Annotated in this window: 16 protein-coding genes and 2 riboswitches; of the genes, 9 read left to right on the top strand and 7 right to left on the bottom strand. The window is 73.5% G+C overall.

What is annotated here, in order from left to right; translation table 11 throughout:
• Window positions 1–20 precede the first annotated feature (20 nt).
• A complete protein-coding gene (locus tag ABD385_RS38685; protein ID WP_344584640.1) occupies window positions 21–527 on the bottom strand; it encodes a nucleoside deaminase in 507 nt (168 codons plus the stop codon).
• Between the two features lie 174 nt (window positions 528–701).
• Window positions 702–926, top strand: a riboswitch (cobalamin riboswitch).
• A gap of 164 nt (window positions 927–1,090) precedes the next feature.
• Here ABD385_RS38685 and metE point away from each other — a divergent pair.
• Window positions 1,091–3,400, top strand: a complete 2,310-nt coding sequence (metE, locus tag ABD385_RS38680) for a 5-methyltetrahydropteroyltriglutamate--homocysteine S-methyltransferase (RefSeq protein ID WP_344584638.1) — start codon at window positions 1,091–1,093, stop codon at window positions 3,398–3,400.
• A gap of 89 nt (window positions 3,401–3,489) precedes the next feature.
• On the opposite strand, the gene ABD385_RS38675 is transcribed toward metE, so the two are convergent.
• Window positions 3,490–4,605, bottom strand: coding sequence for an ABC transporter substrate-binding protein (locus ABD385_RS38675; RefSeq protein ID WP_344584637.1), 1,116 nt, complete (start codon window positions 4,603–4,605; stop codon window positions 3,490–3,492).
• 486 nt (window positions 4,606–5,091) lie between these two features.
• Between ABD385_RS38675 and ABD385_RS38670 the strand changes: the two genes are divergently transcribed.
• Window positions 5,092–5,688, top strand: coding sequence for a histidine phosphatase family protein (locus tag ABD385_RS38670; RefSeq protein ID WP_344584636.1), 597 nt, complete (start codon window positions 5,092–5,094; stop codon window positions 5,686–5,688).
• A gap of 72 nt (window positions 5,689–5,760) precedes the next feature.
• Here ABD385_RS38670 and ABD385_RS38665 read toward each other — a convergent pair whose 3' ends face one another.
• Window positions 5,761–6,318: a CGNR zinc finger domain-containing protein gene (locus ABD385_RS38665; RefSeq protein ID WP_344584634.1), complete on the bottom strand. Its 558-nt coding sequence runs from the start codon at window positions 6,316–6,318 to the stop codon at window positions 5,761–5,763.
• 78 nt (window positions 6,319–6,396) lie between these two features.
• Here ABD385_RS38665 and ABD385_RS38660 point away from each other — a divergent pair, with 78 nt between their 5' ends.
• Both ABD385_RS38660 and ABD385_RS38655 read left to right on the top strand, forming a co-directional pair.
• A complete protein-coding gene (locus ABD385_RS38660) occupies window positions 6,397–7,842 on the top strand; it encodes an MFS transporter (protein ID WP_344584632.1) in 1,446 nt (481 codons plus the stop codon).
• A 52-nt stretch (window positions 7,843–7,894) separates the two neighbouring features.
• Complete coding sequence (locus ABD385_RS38655) at window positions 7,895–9,016, top strand: epoxide hydrolase family protein (RefSeq protein ID WP_344584630.1); 1,122 nt, start codon at window positions 7,895–7,897, stop codon at window positions 9,014–9,016.
• Window positions 9,017–9,154: 138 nt separating this feature from the next.
• Here ABD385_RS38655 and ABD385_RS38650 read toward each other — a convergent pair whose 3' ends face one another.
• Entirely contained in the window at window positions 9,155–9,907 is a 753-nt protein-coding gene (locus ABD385_RS38650) for a CbtA family protein (RefSeq protein WP_344584628.1), read from the bottom strand.
• Window positions 9,908–9,928: 21 nt separating this feature from the next.
• Complete coding sequence (locus ABD385_RS38645) at window positions 9,929–10,147, bottom strand: CbtB domain-containing protein (protein WP_344584627.1); 219 nt, start codon at window positions 10,145–10,147, stop codon at window positions 9,929–9,931.
• A 56-nt stretch (window positions 10,148–10,203) separates the two neighbouring features.
• A riboswitch (cobalamin riboswitch) is annotated at window positions 10,204–10,341 on the bottom strand.
• 356 nt (window positions 10,342–10,697) lie between these two features.
• Here ABD385_RS38645 and ABD385_RS38640 point away from each other — a divergent pair.
• Window positions 10,698–12,107 carry an amino acid permease gene (locus ABD385_RS38640; RefSeq protein WP_344584626.1) on the top strand — a complete coding sequence of 470 codons (1,410 nt, stop codon included), beginning with the start codon at window positions 10,698–10,700 and terminating at the stop codon, window positions 12,105–12,107.
• 129 nt (window positions 12,108–12,236) lie between these two features.
• Here the strand turns inward: ABD385_RS38640 and ABD385_RS38635 are convergent, their stop codons facing one another.
• Window positions 12,237–13,205 carry an antibiotic biosynthesis monooxygenase gene (locus tag ABD385_RS38635; RefSeq protein ID WP_344584624.1) on the bottom strand — a complete coding sequence of 323 codons (969 nt, stop codon included), beginning with the start codon at window positions 13,203–13,205 and terminating at the stop codon, window positions 12,237–12,239.
• A 141-nt stretch (window positions 13,206–13,346) separates the two neighbouring features.
• On the opposite strand from ABD385_RS38635, the gene ABD385_RS38630 reads away from it, so the two are divergent.
• From ABD385_RS38630 to ABD385_RS38620, 3 genes are read left to right on the top strand one after another with little or no spacing between them, the layout of a single operon-like run.
• Entirely contained in the window at window positions 13,347–13,895 is a 549-nt protein-coding gene (locus tag ABD385_RS38630; RefSeq protein WP_344584622.1) for a nucleoside deaminase, read from the top strand.
• 47 nt (window positions 13,896–13,942) lie between these two features.
• Window positions 13,943–14,782: an FAD binding domain-containing protein gene (locus tag ABD385_RS38625; protein ID WP_344584620.1), complete on the top strand. Its 840-nt coding sequence runs from the start codon at window positions 13,943–13,945 to the stop codon at window positions 14,780–14,782.
• On the top strand, window positions 14,779–17,538 hold the full coding sequence (locus ABD385_RS38620) for a molybdopterin-dependent oxidoreductase (RefSeq protein ID WP_344584618.1): 2,760 nt from the start codon (window positions 14,779–14,781) through the stop codon (window positions 17,536–17,538). The genes ABD385_RS38625 and ABD385_RS38620 overlap by 4 nt, the downstream gene beginning before the upstream one ends.
• Here ABD385_RS38620 and ABD385_RS38615 read toward each other — a convergent pair.
• Window positions 17,516–18,802 carry an ATP-binding protein gene (locus ABD385_RS38615; protein ID WP_344584616.1) on the bottom strand — a complete coding sequence of 429 codons (1,287 nt, stop codon included), beginning with the start codon at window positions 18,800–18,802 and terminating at the stop codon, window positions 17,516–17,518. The two genes, ABD385_RS38620 and ABD385_RS38615, sit on opposite strands and share 23 nt — an antisense overlap.
• A 370-nt stretch (window positions 18,803–19,172) precedes the next feature.
• On the opposite strand from ABD385_RS38615, the gene ABD385_RS38610 reads away from it, so the two are divergent.
• The gene (locus tag ABD385_RS38610; RefSeq protein ID WP_344584614.1) at window positions 19,173–20,504 is read left to right on the top strand and encodes an MFS transporter; all 1,332 of its coding nucleotides are present in this window, start codon (window positions 19,173–19,175) and stop codon (window positions 20,502–20,504) included.
• Window positions 20,505–20,626 lie beyond the last annotated feature (122 nt).

Below are 20,626 nucleotides of genomic sequence, written 5' to 3'. Positions count from 1 at the left end.
AGCCGGGGCGCGCCGCGGGATCAGTCCCAGAAACCGGCGTGCACCTCGCGGGCCTCGGGGAGGTCGACCGGGCCGACGACCGCCAGGGGGCGCTGTCCCGCCGCGAAGACGTCGCGGCAGGGCAGGGCCATGGTGGGGTTCTTCTCGTCGGCGCCGGTCATCGCCAGGAGCCCGTCCTCGCCGAGCGCGTAGACGACCCGGCCGACGTTGCCCCAGTAGATCGCGCCCGAACACATCGCGCACGGTTCGGTGCTGGTGTAGAGGGTGCAGGCGCGCAGGAAGTCGGCGTCGTACCGTGCGGTGGCCAGGCGGACGAGGTTGGTCTCGGCGTGGCCGGTGGCGTCGCGTTCGGTGGTGACGGTGTTCTCGGCCTCCAGCAGGACCGCTCCGTCGGGACCGGTGAGCAGCGCGCCGAACGGGTGGTTGCCGGCCGCGCGGGCGCGGCGGGCCACGGCGACGGCGGTGCGCAGCAGCGCGACGTCGGTGGCGCCGGCGGTCGGGTCGGTACGGTGCGGGGCGGCGGTCATGCCGGAAACTCCTCGGGGTGTGCGGGGGGGGATGCGTCGGGCGGCGGGCCGCCCTGTCGGGGGCCGCGTCTGCCGCGCTTCCCACCCTCGGTCCGCGGCAAACCCGTCCCCTGGTTGTCCCATCTCACCTTCCGCATTGTGGACGGCTCACGGTGGTTCGCCGGCCCGCACCGTAGGGTGAACGGTGCAGCTGGTTCGCCCCGTCCGCCAGGCGGGAGCGTCGCAAGAGGGAACCCGGTGGGAATCCGGGACTGCCCCGCAGCGGTGAGTGGGAACGACCGCCGTCATACGCACTGGGCCCGACGTACGGGGCCCGGGAAGCGACGGTCAGTAGGAGTCTCGTGGAGAACACGAGGCGCGCCCGCGAGTCCGAAGACCTGCCAACTGCCCGCGCGCGAAGCATTCGTGCGCGGACATCCCGGTGACCTCGTGGGCGGGTCGGCGTACACACCAGGCGGACCAGCGCGCCCCGGGCGGGCGTCGGGCACCGCCGGGTTCGTCACCCTTCGCGCTCTCGTCCCGTCGCCGGGACCTCAGGGATTCATCTCGCGAAGGAGATCTCCGTGACCGTCAAGCCCGAAACCGTGACCGCACGGGCCACCGTGTACGGCTACCCCCGGCAGGGACAGCGCCGGGAGCTGAAGCAGGCCGTCGAGGGCTACTGGAAGGGCCGCGTCACCGCGGACGCCCTGCGCGCCACGGCCGCCGAGTTGCGCCGCGGCAACTGGCAGGACCTGGTGGACGCCGGCATCCACGAGGTGCCGACCGGCGACTTCTCGTACTACGACCACGTGCTGGACACCAGCGTCATGGTCGGCGCCGTCCCGGAGCGCCACCGCGCCGCCATCGAGGCCGATCCGCTCGACGGCTACTTCGCGATGGCGCGCGGCACGCAGGACGTGGCGCCGCTGGAGATGACCAAGTGGTTCGACACCAACTACCACTACCTCGTACCCGAGTTGGGGCCGGACACCGCCTTCGTCGCCGACTCCGGCAAACAGGTCGCGGAACTCAAGGAGGCCCTCGCACTGGGCCTGACCCCCCGCCCCGTGCTCGTCGGCCCGATCACCTATCTCCTGCTGTCCAAGCCCGCCCCCGGGGTCGCCGCCGACTTCGAGCCCCTGACGCTCCTGGACCGCCTGCTGCCCGTCTACGCGGAGGTCCTCGCCGACCTGCGGGCGGCCGGCGCCCAGTGGGTGCAGCTGGACGAGCCGGCCCTGGTCCAGGACCGCACCCCGGCCGAGCTGAACGCCGCCGCCCGCGCCTACCGCGACCTCGGCGCCCGCACCGACCGGCCCCAACTCCTGCTCGCCTCCTACTTCGACCGGCTCGGCGACGCCCTGCCGGTACTGGCCAAGGCCCCCGTCGAGGGCCTGGCACTGGACTTCACCGAGGCCGCCGCCGGCAACCTCGACGCCCTGGCCGCCGTCGGCGGACTCCCGGGCAAACGCCTGGTGGCCGGCGTCGTCAACGGCCGCAACATCTGGATCAACGACCTGGAGAAGTCGCTGGCCACCCTCGGCACCCTGCTCGGCCTCGCCGACCGCGTCGACGTGGCCGCGTCCTGCTCGCTGCTGCACGTGCCCCTGGACGCCACCCTCGAACGCGACGTCGATCCGCAGATCGCCCGCTGGCTGGCGTTCGCCAAGCAGAAGACCACCGAGCTGGTGACGCTGGCCCGCGGCCTGTCCCAGGGCACCGGCACCATCACCGCCGAACTCGCCGCCAACCGCGCCGACCTGGCATCCCGGGCCGGCTCGCCGATCACCCACGACCCCGCCGTGCGGGCCCGTGCCGCAGCCGTCACCGAGGCCGAGACCCGCCGCTCCCAGCCCTACCCCGAGCGCACCCTCGCCCAACGCGCCCACCTCAAGCTGCCGCTGCTGCCGACCACCACCATCGGCTCGTTCCCGCAGACCGGCGAACTGCGCGCCGCCCGCGCCGACCTGCGCGCCGGCCGCATCGACACCGCCGGCTACGACGAGCGCATCAAGACCGAGATCCAGGAGGTCATCTCCTTCCAGGAGAAGACCGGCATCGACGTCCTGGTCCACGGCGAACCCGAACGCAACGACATGGTCCAGTACTTCGCCGAACAACTCACCGGCTACCTCGCCACCCGACACGGCTGGGTCCAGTCCTACGGCACCCGCCACGTCCGCCCGCCGATCCTGGCCGGCGACATCTCCCGCCCCGAGCCCATGACCGTCCGCTGGACCACCTACGCCCAGTCACTGACCGAACGCCCCGTCAAGGGCATGCTCACCGGCCCCGTCACCATGCTCGCCTGGTCCTTCGTCCGCGACGACCAACCCCTCGGCGACACCGCACGCCAAGTCGCCCTGGCGCTCCGCGACGAGGTCGACGACCTGGAGGCGGCCGGCACCTCGGTCATCCAGGTCGACGAGCCCGCACTGCGCGAAACCCTGCCCCTGCGGGCCGCCGACCACGCCGCCTACCTCGCCTGGGCCACCGAAGCCTTCCGCGTGAGCACCGCCGGCGTGCGGCCCGACACCCAGATCCACACCCACATGTGCTACGCCGAGTTCGGCGACGTCGTCCAAGCCATCGACGACCTCGACGCCGACGTCATCAGCCTGGAAGCCACCCGCTCCCACATGCAGGTCGCCCGCGAACTCGCCGCCCACGGCTACCCCCGCGAGGCCGGCCCCGGCGTCTACGACATCCACTCCCCCCGCGTCCCCAGCGCCCAGGAAGCCGCCGACCTCCTGCGCACCGGGCTGGAGGCCATCCCCGCCGAACGCCTGTGGGTCAACCCCGACTGCGGCCTGAAGACCCGCGACTGGCCCGAGGTCCAGGCATCCCTGGCGAGCCTGGTCACCGCGGCCCGGACGGTGCGCGCCGAGCTGTAGGCGCGTCCTGCGGCCACCGCGCGCCTGCCCCGGTCGTCGTGACCGGGGCGGGCGCCGGCGCGTTCGGACCGTCCGGCCCGGGCGGGCCGTCAGCCGGTGTGGCGGATCCGCAAGCGGTCGGGCTCCGCCGGATCCCGGTCGACGACCTGGACCGGCGCCCCGCCCCCTTGCCACCCGCCGACGCCCGGCGTGCGGGCGAACCGGATCGGCCCGCGGGTGCCCTCGACCTCGACGCGCGGCCAGGCCCCGGCGATGCGCGCCCGCTCCAGGCCGTGCGAGCGCAGCACTTCGGCGAGGACCGTGACCGTGTCGTAGCCCTCGAAGGCGACGAAGGAGGGCGGCTCGGCCAGCCGCTCGCGCAGGGCCGCCGCCACCCGCGCGCCGAGCGGTCCGAGGCGCTCGGGCAGGTAGCGCAGGAACGGGATCGCGGCACCGTCCTCGCCGAGCGACGCCGCCCACGAGGCGAACTCCGGTTGCCCGGCCGGAGCGCCCATCAGGAGCCCGGCGAGCCGCTGGTCCCGGCGGACGGCCCGGACGAGCGACACGGCCGGCTCCGGGTGGCCGACCAGGAGCAGCAGGGCCGTCGCGCCGTGGTCGACGAGTGCGTCGCACATCTGGGTGGGGGCGAGCGCGTTCGCGTCGAGTTCGACGACGTCACCGCCGTGCGGCGCGAGGTGGTCCCGCAGGATGCGGGCCCCGGATGCCCAGTAGACGCTCGGCACGGCCGCCACGGCGATGCGGCGGTGGCCCGCGCCGAGGAGGAAGTCCGCATAGACCCGCCAGCCCCGGGACTGCGGCGGGGCCAGGCGCGCGACCCATGGCGTCGGCCGGTCGGTGAGGGCGTCGAGCACCGCCGACGAGCAGAGGAACGGCAGTCCGAGGGCGTCGGCCGTGGTGGCCGCGGCCCGGGCCACGACGCTGTGGTACTCCCCCACGACGGCCGTCACGCCCAGGCGCGCCAGTTCCTCGACGGCCGCCGCGGCCCGCTGCGGATCGGCCGCGGTGTCCCGGACCACCAACTCCAGCGGCCGTCCGCCGATCCCGCCGGCGTCGTTGACATCGCGAGCGGCCAATTCGAGCCCGGCGAGCAGGTGGTGGCCCGCCTCGGTCCAGCCGGGCCGGGTGAGCGGAGCGAGGGCGCCGATCCGGACGGGTGCCGCGTCGGTCCGGCGGACTCCGGCTGGGGCGGGTGGTGGCGTGTTCATGCGGCTGCTTCTCCCGAACGACGAGGCGGCGGCAGGGTGCTCGGCTCGCGGGGCGGCAGGGCACGGCCGTGCGCGCGGGTGCCGTCGCGCCGTGCCGGGCGCACCTGGGGGACCATGCCGGACATTGCATCCAGCGCCCTCGTCCACCGGCAACCCATTAAGCGTGGCGCTGAACTGCCGGGCCGCCGGGCGGTGTCCCGGGCGCCGTGCCAACTCGCGGATTCCGCCCCCTCGATGGCGGTGAACCGGCGGATTCCGCGCATCGTGCGGATGCTATTTTTGCCCCGGCCAGGCAGCGAACGGCCAGGTCCAGGAGGTGTGCGATGGCCCGGCGACCGAGCGGACGGTCTGCGCGCACGCGAAGCCGCGCCGGTTGCGGCGCGCGCACGGGACGGACCGATACCCGTACGCGCCCCCTCCGGTGCAGGGCCGGCGCCTGCCGCAGGAACGCCACCGTCCCGTGCCGGAAGCAGGAGGAACTCCCACGTGACCAGCCGTGTCATCCTCGTCTCCCCCGCGAGCAACCCGGCGTTGCGGCGGGCCCGCTTCGACGAAGGCGCCCCGCTCGATGCCGCCGGGGCGGCCCGGGCCGCCGCGGCTGCCGGCTCGCTGCCCGCCGCCGACCGGGTCCACGTCTCCCCCACCGTTCGCTGTCGGGAGACCGCCGCGGCGCTCGGCCTCGCCGGTCCGTCGGGCCCGGAGGCGGAACCGGCCGCTTGGGACGTGGGCCGTTGGCGGGGGCGGACGTTGGACGAGGTGGCGGCCGCGGAGCCCGCGGAGCTGGCGCTGTGGCTGTCCGATCCGGGCGCGGCACCGCACGGCGGTGAGTCGGTGCGGGACCTGTGCGCGCGGGTGGCGCGGTGGTGGGCCGACTGTGGCGGGCACGACGGGCGGACGGTCGCGGTCGTCGAACCGGAGGTCGTCCGGGCCGTGGTGGTCGGCGTGTTGGGGGCTCCCGAGGCCGCGTTCTGGCGGATCGACGTGCCTCCGCTCACGGCGACCGAGTTCACCGGCCGATCCGGGCGCTGGAACCTCCGGCTCGGGCGTGCCCTGGACGCGCCCGACGAAGCGGACGCCCCCTGACGCCGATTGTCTACGCCGATTGCCGGCGAGACGAAACCCCGGAGCCGGCCCGGCAGGGTCAGGTGCCGGCGCTCAACGCGGGCTGCGCCGACTCCGGTAGGCCGCGACGCTGGCCCGGTGCGAGCAGGTTCGGGTGCAGTACTGCTTCGAGCCGTTGCGCGAGAGGTCCACGAAAGTGGCCCGGCAGGTCGGCCCGGCGCATACGCCGAGACGCGCGGGACCGAGCGTGGCGATCACGGAGGCCAGTGCGCTGAGCGTCGTCGCGGCAAGGTGCGCCGAGCAGCGGTCGGTGTCGGAGGTCACCTCGGTCCACCAGCGGTCGTCCTCGTGGCGCAGTACCGGGGTGGCGCGGCTGCGACGCAGACCGTCGTTGATCAGAGCCGCAGCTTCGACCGCGTCCGCGTTCGCCCGTTCGAGCACCGCACGCACCGTCTCGCGCAACGCGCGGACTTCCGCCAGGTCGGCGCGGGTGAGATGCCGCGGACCGGTCCCCTGGTTCGCGGCCGAACTCGGAGGCTCAGCCGCGGGGTGGTCGTCAAGGAAGTCCTGGAGCTGCTCCACGGTCTCCAGCGCGTCCTCTCCCTTGATCGGCCTCAAGGTGTTGGCCAGGTCGACGGCCGTCTGGACCACCAATGGACTGTAATACGCATTCTGCATTTGACGTATCTCCTCACTGCTCCATAATGTTACACGCAAAGGAGCTTTAGCATGTCACAACGTACCTGGCAGGGGACGACGCCGCAGACGATCACGTCTGGAGCGGCCCCGGCACCGGAGCGATCCGATGCCCCGGACGGGCGTCGGCTGGGGCTGACTTTGGGGATGCTGGTGCTGCCGATGTACGTGGCACTGGGAGCGCCGTCGGTGGCCCTGCCGGCCATCGGCCGCGCGCTCGCGGTGCCGTTCGGGGCCACCGCATGGATTCTCGCCGCGTGGTCGCTGACCTCCGCGCTCGCGATGCCGGTCGCGGGTCGGCTGCTGGTCCGGTGGAGCCCCTTCCAGGTCCTCGTCGCCGGGGTCGTGGCGCTCGCCGCGGGCTCCGCGCTCGCCGGAGTCGGGCCGACACTGTCCGTCGTGATCGTCGGCCGACTGATCGGCGGCGCCGGGGCGGGCGCGACCGTGATCGCCGTCTTTGCCGCGGCCACCGCCCTTCCCGGGCGGCAACGGATCCGCGCCCTGGGAATCATCGCGGCCGCCAGCGCGACGGCGTCGGGGTGCGGAACACTGTTGGGCGGGGCGGTGACCGCATGGCTCGGGTGGCGTGCCGTGCTCGCGATCCCGGTCCTCGCGCTGCCCCTCCTGCTGGCCGCGTTGCCGAGCAGGCGCGCGCTGACGCGGAGCGGTGGCGGCGAGCGCAACGGCTCGACCGGGCGACTCGACATCGTCGGCGCGGCCGTGCTGTCGGTACTCGCCGGCTCCTTGATCACGTTGCTGCAGGCGCACTCGGTCGGCCTGCCCGCTCCGGTCACGCTCGTCGTGGCTGCCGCCGGGGCGCTCGCCGCCGTGGGACTGTGGCGGCGCGTGCGAAGCACGCCCGACGGGTTCGTGCCTAGGCGGGTGATCGCATCCCGCGGCTTCCTGGCGGCCGGGCTCATCGGTGGGACCGTCTTCGCCGGCTACTACGGGGTGCTGTTCCGCGCCCCGTCCCTGATCGAGCAGGCCACGGGCGGTGGCCCCCTGGAAGCCGGCGTGCTCTTGGTCCCGGCCGCCGCCTGCTCGGTGCTGGCCGGGCGGCTCGTCGGCACCTTGACCGACCGGTTCATCGGCTGGCAGGTGTCGGCCGGGCTTGCGGCACTCACCGTCGTCGGCGTGCTCGTGGTCGCGATCTTCACCGGGCCGATCCCCGTTGTCGTCGGCATGGCGTTGACCGTGTGCGGGTTCGCCGGCGCCCAAGCCGTACTGGTGAGCCTCGCGCCGGACCTGGTCGGCGCGGACGACCGCGACACCGCACTGGGCCTGCTCAACTTCATGAACGCCCTGGGTGGCGGGATCGGTCCGGCCGCTGTCGCGGGTCTGTCCGGCATCGTGCCGGTGCCGGTGGCCCTCGCCGTGCTCGCGGCACTCCCCCTGGCCGGACTCGTCCTCAGCCTGACCCGGCGCCCTACCGCCGACCGCCGCCCCGAACCCGACGCCACGCGTGGGAGCCCGCGATGACGGTCCACCCGCAACTGATCCGATAACGCCTTGACCAGTAAGGAGCCTTGCCATGTCCGCCGAGCCGTTCGAGGTCAGCATCACCGAAGCCGAGATCGCGGACCTGCGGGAACGATTGCGACGGACACGGTGGCCCGAGCGCGAGCCGGTGGACGACTGGTCACAGGGTTTGCCGCTGGCGTACGCGCAGGAGCTCTGCCGCAGCTGGGCCGAGGACTACGACTTCGGGTTCGCCGAGCGGCTGAACGCGTTCCCGCAGTACCGCGACACGATCGACGGGCTGGGCATCCACTTCCTGCACGTCCGCTCGCCGGAGCCGGACGCGTTCCCGCTCGTGCTCACGCACGGGTGGCCGGGTTCGGTACTCGAGTTCCTACAGGTCCTCGGCCCGCTGACCGACCCGCGCGCGCACGGCGGTGACCCGGCGGACGCGTTCCACGTGGTCGCGCCGTCGTTGCCCGGGTACGGCTGGAGTGACAAGCCCTCGACGACCGGGTGGGGCATCACGCGCACCGCGCGCGCCTGGGACACGTTGATGGTCTCGCTGGGTTACGCACGGTACGGCGCGCAGGGCGGTGACTGGGGTTCGGCGGTGTCCGGCGCGCTGGGCGAGGTGGCGCCCGAGCGGGTCGCCGGCGTGCACCTGAACCTGGGATCCGTGGCGGCGGGCACGTTCGACGACCCGACGCCCGCGGAGCTGGCGAATCTCGAGGCCGAGAAGGAGATGCAGCGCACCGGCCGGGGGTACTCGGCGATCCAGGCGACCCGACCGCAGACGCTCGGCTACGGCCTCACCGACTCCCCGGCGGGGCAGGCCGCCTGGATCGCCGAGAAGTTCTGGGCGTGGACGGACAACGACGGCCATCCCGAGGACGCGTTGTCGCGGCAGACGATCCTCGACGAGATCTCCGTCTATTGGTTCACCGCGTCGGCCACGTCGTCGGCGCGCCTGTACTGGGAGAGCTTCGCCAACTTCCGAGACAAGGTGACCGCGCCATCCGGGCTGTCGGTCTACCCGCGCGACATCACCCGCCCGTCGAGGCGGGAGGCCGAGCTGCGCTTCACCGACCTGCGCTGGTTCGAGGAGCTGCCGCATGGTGGCCACTTCGCCGCGCTGGAGCAGCCGGAGTCGCTGGTCAAGCAGGTGCGCGGGTTCTTCCGCCTGTTCCGCTGACGGTCCGTGCCATCCCCTGGGAAGCCCGCGCCCGGGGGATGCTGCGTCCAGGTCCCGGAAGGGGCGCAGGCACGTTCTCCCCGGGAACGCCAGAGGGCCCCCCGACGGTGTCGGAGGGCCCTCTCGGTACGGGCGGTGTCACTGTGGGGCGGGCACCGCCGCCCCGGGTGCGGCCGTCGCGGGCCGGGGGTGCAGCAGGCGTTCGGCGAGTTCGCCGAAGAGCAGCCCGAACGCGCCCCAGAGGGCGGTCTGGATGGCCAGGGCGCCCAGCCGGAACCGCCACAGCAGCGCGGCCGGGAAGTCCTTCGGCACCTCGTTGATGACCGGGAGGAAGGCGTACGCCAGCCCGACCGCCACGGCGAAGGCGGCCACCGCGACGACGGTCGCCCACCAGGTGCCCAGGCGGGGTGCGAGCCGCTTGCCCAGGAGGGTGGCGCCGATCGCCAGCAGCACGCTGAGCAGCATCATCAGGAAGTACAGGGTGGTGCGCTGGCCGATGGTGTCGGGGTCGCCGACGGACGGCGGGTTGGCCGGGTACTTCAGGAACGGCACGACGTAGACGGCGAGCAGCGCGCAGCCGGACAGCAGCAGGGCGGTGGCGCGCGGGCCGAAGCGGCCGACGCGGCCGAGGGCGAAGCAGAAGGCGAGCGCGGCGATGCCGCCGAAGGCCACCCCGTAGACCAGGACGCCGGTGGCGAGGCCGGCGGTGGACTGGAGGGAGCGGGAGACCACTTCCATTTCGTGCTCGTGGGAGTGGGCGTCCTCGAAGCTGATCGCGCTGTTGACGCTGGGTTCACCGAGGAGGTAGGCGACGACGAGGGCGAGCACGCCGGCGGCGAGGCCGGCGAGCATGCCCCGGACGAGGAGGTTTCTGACCGTTGCGGAGTTCATGGGTGTGCGGCGTCCCTCGCGTCAGTGGCAGGGGAAGCCGAGCAGGTGGCGGGCGTCGTGCACCCACTCGTGGACGTCCGTGCCGTTGAACACGGAGGTGGCGCCCTGTTCGGCGCCGACGAAGTACAGCAGGACGAGCATCAGGATGCCGAAGAAGACCGCCCAGGGCGCTATCGCCTTGAGCGGCAGCGGGGCGGGTACGGCGGTGGTGGCGGTCGGCTGGGCGACGGACTGCGCCATGGCAGGGCCCTCCTCTGGGAGTTCGCGTCCCATCTCGGTGGTGCATTGGACGGCGGCTGCGGGTCTGACTCGCGGACGCTCCCGGCGCGCGGGGGCGTCTCGTTCACAGTGGCGCGACCGTGCCGGATTCCCACCGGCTTCCGCCTCGCCGTCGTCGATATCGAGGAGACGGTACCGCGTGACAGGGGCATGGCCAAGACCGGGCCGCCGGTGGGTGCGCGGTTGTCGAGGCGGGCGGCGCGGCCCGTGGTCGTGCAGGTCAGTGGCGGGTGGCCGGCGGCGAGGCCGGCGTCCGCACGGGCCGCTGGCGTGGCTCGTCGGCGGGCGAGGGCGCCGCACGGCCCGCCCCGAGGTGAACAGCCGTGCCGCGGCGCCCTCTTGGCCCGCCCCGGGCGAGCACGAACCGGATGTCGCCCCTCCGGTACTGTGTCCGCATATTCACCATGTGTGAACACGGCGTCCGAATAGCGAACGTTCCCGTCGCTCACGCACCGTGTCGCCGCACACTCGTGGGCTCAATGATCGTCTCAAGCAACGAACGGGCACGCCCATGACTCGGAGTACCACCCGGTCACCCCAGGACTCCCCGCGGGCCGTGCAGGACCCTGCACCCCCGTTGTCCCACGGCCTCAAACAGCGCCACCTGTCGATGATCGCGCTCGGCGGCGTCATCGGCGCGGGACTCTTCGTGGGGTCCGGGGTCGGCATCGCCACCGCCGGACCGGCCATCGTCCTCCTCTTCGCGGCCACCGGCGCACTGGTCATGCTGATCATGCGGATGCTCGGGGAGATGTCCGCGGCCCGGCCGTCCACCGGCTCGTTCTCGGTGCACTCCGAGGCCGAACTCGGCTCCTGGGCGGGCACCACCTCGGGCTGGATGTACTGGCTGATGCTGTGCGCCGGCGTGGCCGCCGAGGCGACCGCGGCGGGCGCCATCATGCACTCCTGGGTGCCGTTCCTGCCGGCCTACGGCTGGGTCGCGGTCTTCATGGTGTTCTTCTGCGCCAGCAACCTGACCGCGGTCAAGAACTTCGGCGAGTTCGAGTTCTGGTTCTCCACCATCAAGGTCACCGTGATCGTGGCGTTCCTGGTGCTGGGCGTGCTCGGCATCCTCGGCGTGTTCGGGAACGCCCCCGGCACCGGCAACCTCACCGACCACGGCGGGTTCTTCCCGACCGGCGCCGCCGGCCTCGCCGCCGGGCTGCTGACCACCATCTCCGGGTTCGCCGGGCTGGAGACCGTCACCATCGCCGCGGCGGAGTCCGACAACCCGAGCCGCAACGTGGTCCGCGCGGTCCGCACCGCCGTCTGGCGCATCGCCGTCTTCTACATCGGCTCCATGGCCGTGGTGGTCACCCTGGTCCCGTGGAACGACCCGAAGGTCGCCACGGCCGGCCCCTACGTGACCGTGCTCGACCGGCTGGGCATCCCGGCGGCCGGCACGATCATGCAGGTCGTGGTGCTGGTGGCACTGCTCTCCGCGATGAACGCCAACATCTACGGCTCGTCCCGCATGGCGTACTCGCTGGTCACCCGGGGCCAGGGTCCGCGGATCCTGAGCAAGGTGACCCGCGGCGTGCCGGCCGCCGCGGTGGTGGCGTCCTGCCTGTTCGGCTTCGCGGCCGTCATCGCCGGCATCATCTGGCCGACCACGGTGTTCGCCTGGCTGCTGAACATCGCCGGCTGCTCGGTGCTGGTCGTCTGGACCATCGTCTGCCTCACCCAGCTGAAGATGCGCCGCCGCCTGGAGCGCGAGTCGCCCGAGCTGCTGCTGGTGCGGATGTGGGGCTTCCCGTACCTGACGTGGGTGGCGCTGGCGGCCATCCTCGGCGTCTTCGCGGTGATGGCCACCTCCTCGGACGGCCGTCACCAGCTCCTCGGCACCGCGGTCGTAGTGGCGGCGCTGATCGGCGCGGACCGCCTCAAGCACCGGCGCGACCTCCGTACCCCCCAGCCGTAGTCGCCACCGCGACCGGCACCGCAGCGGCCCGCCCCTGGACAGCCTCCACGGGCGGGCCGCCGCGCGTGCGGCGGGTGTCCGTACCGTCGGACGGCACCGCGGGGGTCGGGACGGGGCCCGTCGCCCCGCTCAGCCCGTGGTCACGGCGAAGAGCACCAGGAACGCCACCCAGCACAGCGCGACCAGCGCGGCGCCCGCCACCTCGGTGCGCCTGCGCCGCGCCCGGTCGGGCACCAGCCAGAAGGCGAGGACCCGGTTGATCAACGGCAGCAGCAGCCAGGTCAGGATGGCGACGCTCAGCACGTTCGAGAGGAACAGGCTGAGGTATCCGGGCACGCCGAGCGCGTCGAAGCGGGACCCCACGGTGAGGTTCAGGACCTGGACGGTGGGATAGAGCGCCAGGAGCACGCACATCGCCTGCTTCCAGTTGGGCGGTGCGCCCTCCTCCGCACGCGAGTCGAAACGGAACCAACTGCCGAACGCGGAACCGACCTTGCGGACGTCGTAGGAGACGAAGAAGGCGCGGCCCTCGTCGAGGAGTCGGGTGCGCGCGGCGGAGACGAGCCAGGCATCGAGGTGGCGGCGGTCGTCGAACCGGAAGACCGCAACCCACTTGCCCTGGACGCCCTGCACCGGGCGGAACAACTCCGACCCCATGAAGCCCGGGAAGGTCCGCTGGGCCGCCAGCACCCGGCCCTGCCACCGCACGAAGTCCCCTTCCTGGTCGGGGCGCACCTCGTGGGAGATCACCGCGGTCACGGAGTCCTGGACCGGGGCGCCGCCGACGAGGACCTCCTGCGCGGGCGGCTCCTCGAAGAGATCGCGCCCCTGCTCGATCAGGGCGCGGCGCGCCGCGGAGTCCAGCCAGGCCGACAGCTGGTCGAGGTGGGCGAACCGGAAGACGACGACCCATTCGTTCTCGGCCGCGGAGTCCGGTGGGTAGACCTCCGTCCCCTCGAACCCGGGGAACGTGCGCACCGTCTCGCTGGTGCGCTCCTGCCAGCGCCGGTAGTCGTCCTCCCGGCCCGCCCGGACCTTCTGCGCGACCACGACGGTCGCGACGTCGCTGCGGGAGCCACGGCTTGCAGGGCAACTCACCCTTACTAGACTAATCGACAAAGGGTTATAAGGTTACAAATCCCCTCTTCGCCTTGTGGAACCGTCGAGGTTCTTCCCGCTCGTCGGGGACCGGACGTGACGCACTGATCGGAGGCACCGGTCGTGGGGCACAGAGAATTCATGGCCGAGGCGGTCGCGTTGGCGACCGAATCCGTCCAAGAGGGTTGGGGCGGCCCGTTCGGTGCGGTGATCACCCGGGGCGACGAGATCATCGCACGCGGCCAGAACCGCGTGCTGCTGACGGCGGATCCGACCGCGCACGGCGAGGTGGAGGCCATCCGCAAGGCGGTCCAGTTCCTCAACCCCGAAGCGCCCACCGTCTCCGAGGAGCACCAGAACGCGTACACGTTGGCGTTGGTGCCCCGCCCGGAGGGTTCGCCGGACCGGCTGCCGGAGCGGGCGCGCATGCTCCAGGGCTGCTCGATCTACACCAGCGGCGCCCCCTGCCCGATGTGCATGAGCGCCATCTACTGGTCGCGGATCGACGCCGTGTACTTCAGCTGTGACTGGCAGGCCACCGAGGAGATCGGGTTCAGCGACGCCTTCCAGTACGAGGACTTCCGCAAGCCCCCGGGCGAACGGAGCATCAGCATCACCCAGGCGTACCCGGAGTTGGGCGCCCGCGCCTACCAGGCGTGGACCGACAAGCCGAACCGCCACCCGTACTGACCGCCTGCCCCGCCCCGCCTTCCCGCCGCCTGCCTGGGGGTTACCGGATGGACCTCGACACCGTCACCGCGGTCGTGGCGGCACCCACCCGCGCGGCCCAGGCGACCTGGCGGCCCGGCGATGCCTGGCTGGCGGGCGGCACCTGGCTGTTCTCCGAACCCCAACCCCACCTCCGCCGCCTCATCGACCTGCGGGGGTTCGACTGGCCGCCGTTCCGGTTCGACGCGGGCGGACTGGAGATCGCGGCCACCTGCACGCTGGCCCGACTCGGCCGGATCGACCCGCCGCCGGAGTGGGCGGCGGCCCCACTGATCGGTCAGTGCCGGCGGGCGCTGCTGGGTTCGTTCAAGGTCCGCAACGAGGCCACCGTGGGCGGCAACCTGTGCCTGTCGCTGCCCGCGGGCCCGATGATCTCGCTGGCCACGGCGCTCGACGGGGTCTGCACCCTCTGGCGGCCCGACGGCGGAGTGCGGCAGGTCGCCGCCCTCGACTTCGTCACCGGCCCGCAGCGCAACGTGCTGGCGCCCGGCGAACTACTGCGCGCGGTCACCCTGCCGGCCGCGGCACTGCGCTGCCGCACCGCCTTCCGGCGCAGCTCACTGACCCCGCACGGCCGTTCCGCGGCGCTGCTCATCGGCCGACGCTCACCCGACGACGGCGCGTTCACGCTGACCGTCACCGCCGCCACCGTCCGTCCGGTCCGCCTGGCCTTCCCCGGGTTGCCCGGGGCCGCGGAGCTGCTCACCGCGCTGGAACGGGCCGTTCCGCCGTGGCTCTACCACCACGACGTGCACGGCACCCCGGCCTGGCGGCGGCTCATGACCGTCCGGTTCGCCGAGGAGATCCGCTCCGAGTTGGCCTGGCGGCGACAGGAGGGAGCACGATGAGGTGCGAGGTCAACGGCCGGGTCTGCACCGGCGAACCACGGCCCGGGCAGTGCCTGCGCAGCTACCTGCGCGAGCTGGGCTGGTTCGGGGTGAAGACGGGCTGCGACGCCGGGGACTGCGGGGCGTGCACCGTGCACGTGGACGGCGAGCCGGTGCACAGCTGCCTCTTCCCCGCGTTCCGCGCCGCCGGGCGCCGGGTCACCACGGTCGAGGGGCTCGCCGGGGACACCGCTTTGCACCCGGTGCAACGGGACTTCCTCGCCGCGCAGGGATTCCAGTGCGGCTTCTGCACCGCGGGCCTGATCATGACGGTGGCCGCGCTCGATCCGGCGCAACGGCGGGACCTCCCCGAGGCGTTGAAGGGGAACCTGTGCCGGTGCACCGGGTACCGCGCGATCGAGGACGCCGTCCACGGGGTCGTCCGGGTCGACGACGATCCCGAAGGGGAGTCGGTGGGGCGGAACCTGCCGGCGCCGGCCGGCCCGCAGGTGGTGACGGGCACGGCCCGCTACACCCTGGACGTCGGCGTCGAGGGCCTGCTGCACGCGAAGTTGGTGCACGCGCCGCACGCGCACGCCCGGATCACCGCGATCGACACCGGCGCCGCGCGTGCCGTGCCGGGGGTGCGGGCCGTGTTCACCCACGAGGACGCACCGGCCCGCCGGTACTCCACGGGACGGCACGAGGACGCCACCCTCGACCCGGCCGACACCCGGCTCTTCGACGACGTGGTCCGCTTCGCCGGGCAGCGGGTCGCGGCGGTGGTGGCCGACAGCGTGGCCGCCGCGGAGGAGGGCTGCCGTCAACTGGCCGTCACCTACGACGTGTTGCCCGACGTGTTCGACCCCGAGGTGGCCATGACGCCCGGCTCCCCGGTGCTGCACGGCGACAAGGGGCCCGAGCAGTACGTCGCGGACGCCGACCGGAACGTCGCCGCCGAGGTGCACGGCGACCTCGGCGACGTCGAGGCGGCCTTCGCCACGGCCGACGTCATCCACGAGGACACCTACGTCAGTCACCGCCTCCAGCACGCACACCTGGAGGCCCACGCCTCGCTCGCCTGGCTGGACGCCGCCGGCCGGCTCACCGTCCGGACCAGCAGCCAGGTGCCGTTCCTCACCCGGGACGCCCTGTGCACCCTCTTCGCGCTGCCCAAGGATCGGGTCCGGGTGCTGTGCGGCCGGGTCGGCGGCGGCTTCGGCGCCAAGCAGGAGATGTTCACCGAGGACGTCGTCGCGCTGGCGGCCCTGCGCACCGGCCGGCCGGTGCAGTTGGAGTTGACGCGCGAGGAGCAGTTCACCGCCACCGCCGTCCGCCACCCCGTCAGCGTGCGGGTCAAGGCCGCGGCCCGGCACGACGGCACCCTCACCGCACTGCAACTGCGGGCCGTCGCCAACACCGGCGCGTACGGCAACCACGCCACCGCCGTCATCCACGGCTGCAACGAGTCGATCGCCGTCTACCGCTGCCCGAACAAGAAGGTCGACGGCTACGCCGTCTACACCAACACCGTGCCCTCCGGGGCCTACCGCGGCTACGGACTCAGCCAGACGATCTTCGCCGTCGAGTCGGCGTTGGACGAACTGGCCCGCGCGCTCGGAATGGACCCGATCGCCTTCCGCGAGCGCAACGTCATCCGGCCGGGCGACCCGATGCGGAGCTTCAGCGCCGCACCGGACGACGTCGAGATCGGCAGCTACGGGCTGGACCAGTGCCTGGACCTGGTCCGCTGCGCACTGCGCCGCGACGAGGGCCCGCGCCCGCCGGCGGGCGCGGAATGGCGCGTCGGGCAGGGCATGGCGCTGGGGATGATCGACACGATCCCGCCGCACGGACACCACGCCGAGGCCCGGGTCGCCCTGCGCGCCGACGGACACTACGAACTCACCGTCGGCACCGCCGAGTTCGGCAACGGCGCGACCACCGCGCAGCGACAACTCGTCGCGGACGTGCTCGGGACCCGCCCCGAGCGGATCCGGATCGTGCACGCCGACACCGACCGCCTCGGCCACGACACCGGCGCGTTCGGCTCCACCGGGATCGTGGTCGCGGGGCTGGCGGCGACCCGGGCCGCCGAGGAACTGCGGGCCCGCGTCGTCGCGGCCGGGGCGCGCTACGCCGGGGTCGAGCCGGCCGCCTGTGCGCCGGCCGACGACCACGTGCGGTGCGGCGAGGCACGCGTGCCGCTCACCGACCTCGCGACGCGGTCCCGGGCCGCCGGCCCGGAGCTGTCCGCGACCGCCACGAGCGAGGGTTCGCCCCGTTCGGTCGCGTTCAACGTGCAGGGCTTCCGGGTCGCGGTGCACACCGGGACCGGCGAGATCAGGATCCTGCGGAGCGTCCACGCGGCCGACGCCGGCCGGGTCGTCAATCCGTTGCAGTGCCGCGGACAGATCGAGGGCGGCGTGGCGCAGGCCGTCGGCGCGGCCCTGTACGAGTCGCTGCTGTGGGACGACGACGGGCACCTCGTCACGACGTCCTTCCGCACCTACCACGTCCCGGCGTTCGGGGACGTGCCGCGGACCGAGGTGTACTTCGCCGACACCGCGGACGCCCTCGGGCCGCTGGGCGCCAAGTCGATGAGCGAGAGCCCGTTCACCCCGGTCGCCCCCGCGCTGGCCAACGCGGTGCGGGACGCCACCGGCATCCGCTTCGGCGTGCTGCCGCTGACCCGCGACCGCGTCTGCCTGGCCCTCGCCGCCGCCCGCGCGAGCACCACCGCGCGGGAGTACCTCACACTCGGGCGGCGGTCCTGAGGTCGCGGTCGAAGGCGCGGATGTCGTCCTCGGTCAGGGACGTCCGGGTGTGCGCGATGGCCTGGAGGTAGTCGCCGGTGAGCCGGGTCGGGTCGGCACCCTCGTCCGGCCCGGAGGCCAGGTGGCGTTCGAAGGCGCTCTGCGCGGCGGTGCGCGCCGCGTACTCGATGTCCGCGGGGGTGAAACGGTCACTGGCCTCGACCAGCGCGTCGAGTTCGAGGCCGGCCGCGCGGTCCGGGCCGATGTAGCGGATCCAGATGGCGCGTCGGGCCTGGGGGTCGGGCGGCCCGACGGGGATGAGGTAGTCGAAGCGGCCGGGGCGCAGGAAGGCCGCGTCGAGGGAGCGCACCGCATTGGTGGCGCAGATCAGCAGCCGGCGCTCGCCGCGCCGGAACTGCGGGATGAGCTTGAGGAGTTCGTTGGTGACCCGGTGCGCCAGCGTCGTCGGATCGTGCCGCTCGGAGGCGATCTCCTCGGCCTCGTCGAAGAACAGCACGGCCTGCTCCAGGTGTTCCACGCGGGCGAAGAGCCGGCGGAGCCCGGCCGCGACGCCGTGCGCGTCGTCGGCGAGTTGGTAGGGGAACACCTCGATGAACGGCCAGCGCAGCCGGGAGGCGACGGCCCGCGCGAAGGTGGTCTTGCCGGTGCCGGGCGGACCGAAGAGCACCACGGCGCGGGGCGGCACCAGGCGGTACGCGCCGGCGACGTCGGGGTGCTCCAGCGGAAGCACCAGCCGACGCTCGATCAGCGTCTTCTCGGCGCTCATGCCGGCGATGCCGTCCCACAGGCCGGCGTCCGGTACGGTCCCGCCGAGTTGGTCGAGCAAGGTGGCCTCGGCGGAGTCCGCGGTCAGGTGCTTCTCGACGTAGCGCAGGTCCGGGCGGGCCACGTAGCCGGCCCGGCTGAACGCCCGCTGGCCGGCCTCCTCGTCCGGCAACAGCGCCCCGATGCGGCGCACCCCGGACCGCCCCAACCGCTCCTCCAGAGCCGCCAACAGCGCCTGCCCCACGCCGTGCCCCCGCCACGGCAGGCCCACCGCCATCCGCAGGATCCAGCCGCGTTCCTGCGCCACCAGGGACACCGCGGCGCCGACGATCTGGTCGCCCACCACGGCCACCACGGCCGGCGCTTCGGCGTGCAGCGCGCTCACCGCCTCCGCCAGGCTCGCCGCGAGGTCCACGGTGGCGTCCGGTGCTTCTTCCCAGATGCGGACCACCTGGTCCAGGTCGCTCTCCTCCAGCGCACGGACCCGCCATGGAGACATCGCACGTCACCTCTCCGGACCGGTGCCGAGGGGGCCCGCCACGGCACGTCGGGCCTGCGCCGCCCGCCCGGTCGGGGAGCGGTGGCCGCACCGCGGGCTCCTCGGCTTCGCCGCCCCGCTCGGTGGGAGCGGGGGCGCCGCACGGGCGCCGTGCGTCGATTGTCACCCGCCGCGCGGTGTCCCGCGAGGGGCGGCCGAAGGCCCTCGGGTCCGGCAGGCGACCGGCCCCGCCCGCTCGCCACGCTGTGCACGCGGACCGCTCGGTTCGGTGGCGGTGCCCGGTGCCGGGCCGCCGCCCGCGGGGCCCTCGGGCCGGACCGGCCGCCCGGCGTCGGCTCCGCGGACCCGGCCGGTGGGAAGACTGCCGGACATGACGACCTCCACAGACGAACCGCGCCGGGCGCCCGGCCGGACCGCGCCCGGGGCCCGGGCCGTCGCCGCGGGCGCGGTGGGCAACTTCATCGAGTGGTACGAGTTCGGCGTCTACGCCTACTTCGCCACCGTCGTCGCCGCCAACTTCTTCACCCCGCAGGGTGGCGGCGCCGCGGAGGCCCTGGTCAGGACGTATGCGACGTTCGCGCTGGCCTTCTTCTTCCGACCGCTGGGCGCGTTCCTCCTCGGCCGCGCCGGCGACCGCTTCGGCCGCCGGCCGGTGCTGATCGCGGCGGTGGTGTCGATGTCCGGCGCGACGGCGCTGATCGGGGCGCTGCCCACGTACGCCACGGCGGGCGCGGCCGCCCCCTGGCTGCTGACCGCGCTGCGGATCGTCCAGGGCCTCTCGGCGGGCGGGGAGTTCGGCGGTGCGGTCGCCCTGATGACCGAGTGCGCGCCCGACGGGAAGCGGGGGCGGTACGGCGCCTGGCAGTCGTTCACCGTCGCGCTCGGACTGCTCGGGGGCGCCGCGGCGGCGACCCTGGTGACGACCGTGCTGTCGGCGGCGCAGGTCGCGGCGTGGGGCTGGCGACTGCCGTTCCTGGCGGCCCTGCCGATGGGGGCCCTCGCCCTGCTGCTGCGCCTGGGCCTGGCCGAGTCCCCGGCGTACCGCCGCACCGCGCCGGATCGCGCGGGCGGCGACGGCGCCCCGCCCGCGCCCCGGCCGCCGCTGCGGAGCACCGCACGGGCGGTCGTCCTGGGGTGCGGGCGCCTCGTGGCCTGGTCGGCGGCGGGCTACACGTTCCTGGTGGTGCTGCCCTCCTACCTCCAGAACACCGTCGGGGCGAGTCCGGCCCGGGCCCTGCTGACCACGGTCATCGCCAACCTGGGCTTCGCCGCCGCGATCCTCCCCGCGGGCGCGCTGAGCGACCGGGTGGGGCGGCGCCCGGTGCTGGTGACCGGTGCCGCCCTCTCGGCGGTGTGCGCGCTGCCCCTGCTCCATCTCGTCCAACAGCGCTCCGCACCCCTGTGGTTGACGTGCGGGGCGGTGGCCGTCGCCGGCGCGCTGGTGGGCCTGCTGGCCGGTCCGGGCCCGGCGATGCTCGCCGAGACGTTCCGCACCCCGGTCCGCACCACCGGCCTCGGCGTCGCCTACGCGCTGTCCAACGCGGTCTTCTCCGGCTGCGCCGGGCTGCTGGTCACCGAACTGATCCGGCGCACCGGCGACCCCGACGTACCGGCCTACTACGTCGTCGTCACCTGCGCCCTGGGCACCCTGGCCCTGGCCACGCTGCACCGCGACGACCACCGCCGGCCGTTGCGCGACTAGTGACCTGAGTCGGAGATTCGTCGTTGGTTGGGTATGAGTCGTCCGGGTCCGAAGATTCCGCCGTTATTGGTGACTGATGCTCAACGGACTGTGCTGGAGGGCTGGGTGCGCCGCCGTACGAC

The organism is Streptomyces lunalinharesii (assembly GCF_039532155.1).
In the GTDB taxonomy this organism is placed as follows: Bacteria; Actinomycetota; Actinomycetes; order Streptomycetales; family Streptomycetaceae; genus Streptomyces; species Streptomyces lunalinharesii.
This window is presented reverse-complemented; position numbering and strand designations above follow the sequence as displayed.

Coding starts and splice junctions, on each gene's coding strand:
- ABD385_RS38685 (WP_344584640.1), bottom strand. CDS start 527: ATGACCGCCGCCCCGCACCGTACCGACCCGACCGCCGGCGCCACCGAC.
- ABD385_RS38675 (WP_344584637.1), bottom strand. CDS start 4,605: ATGAACACGCCACCACCCGCCCCAGCCGGAGTCCGCCGGACCGACGCG.
- ABD385_RS38660 (WP_344584632.1), top strand. CDS start 6,397: ATGTCACAACGTACCTGGCAGGGGACGACGCCGCAGACGATCACGTCT.
- ABD385_RS38655 (WP_344584630.1), top strand. CDS start 7,895: ATGTCCGCCGAGCCGTTCGAGGTCAGCATCACCGAAGCCGAGATCGCG.
- ABD385_RS38650 (WP_344584628.1), bottom strand. CDS start 9,907: ATGAACTCCGCAACGGTCAGAAACCTCCTCGTCCGGGGCATGCTCGCC.
- ABD385_RS38645 (WP_344584627.1), bottom strand. CDS start 10,147: ATGGCGCAGTCCGTCGCCCAGCCGACCGCCACCACCGCCGTACCCGCC.
- ABD385_RS38640 (WP_344584626.1), top strand. CDS start 10,698: ATGACTCGGAGTACCACCCGGTCACCCCAGGACTCCCCGCGGGCCGTG.
- ABD385_RS38630 (WP_344584622.1), top strand. CDS start 13,347: ATGGCCGAGGCGGTCGCGTTGGCGACCGAATCCGTCCAAGAGGGTTGG.
- ABD385_RS38625 (WP_344584620.1), top strand. CDS start 13,943: ATGGACCTCGACACCGTCACCGCGGTCGTGGCGGCACCCACCCGCGCG.
- ABD385_RS38620 (WP_344584618.1), top strand. CDS start 14,779: ATGAGGTGCGAGGTCAACGGCCGGGTCTGCACCGGCGAACCACGGCCC.
- ABD385_RS38615 (WP_344584616.1), bottom strand. CDS start 18,802: ATGTCTCCATGGCGGGTCCGTGCGCTGGAGGAGAGCGACCTGGACCAG.
- ABD385_RS38610 (WP_344584614.1), top strand. CDS start 19,173: ATGACGACCTCCACAGACGAACCGCGCCGGGCGCCCGGCCGGACCGCG.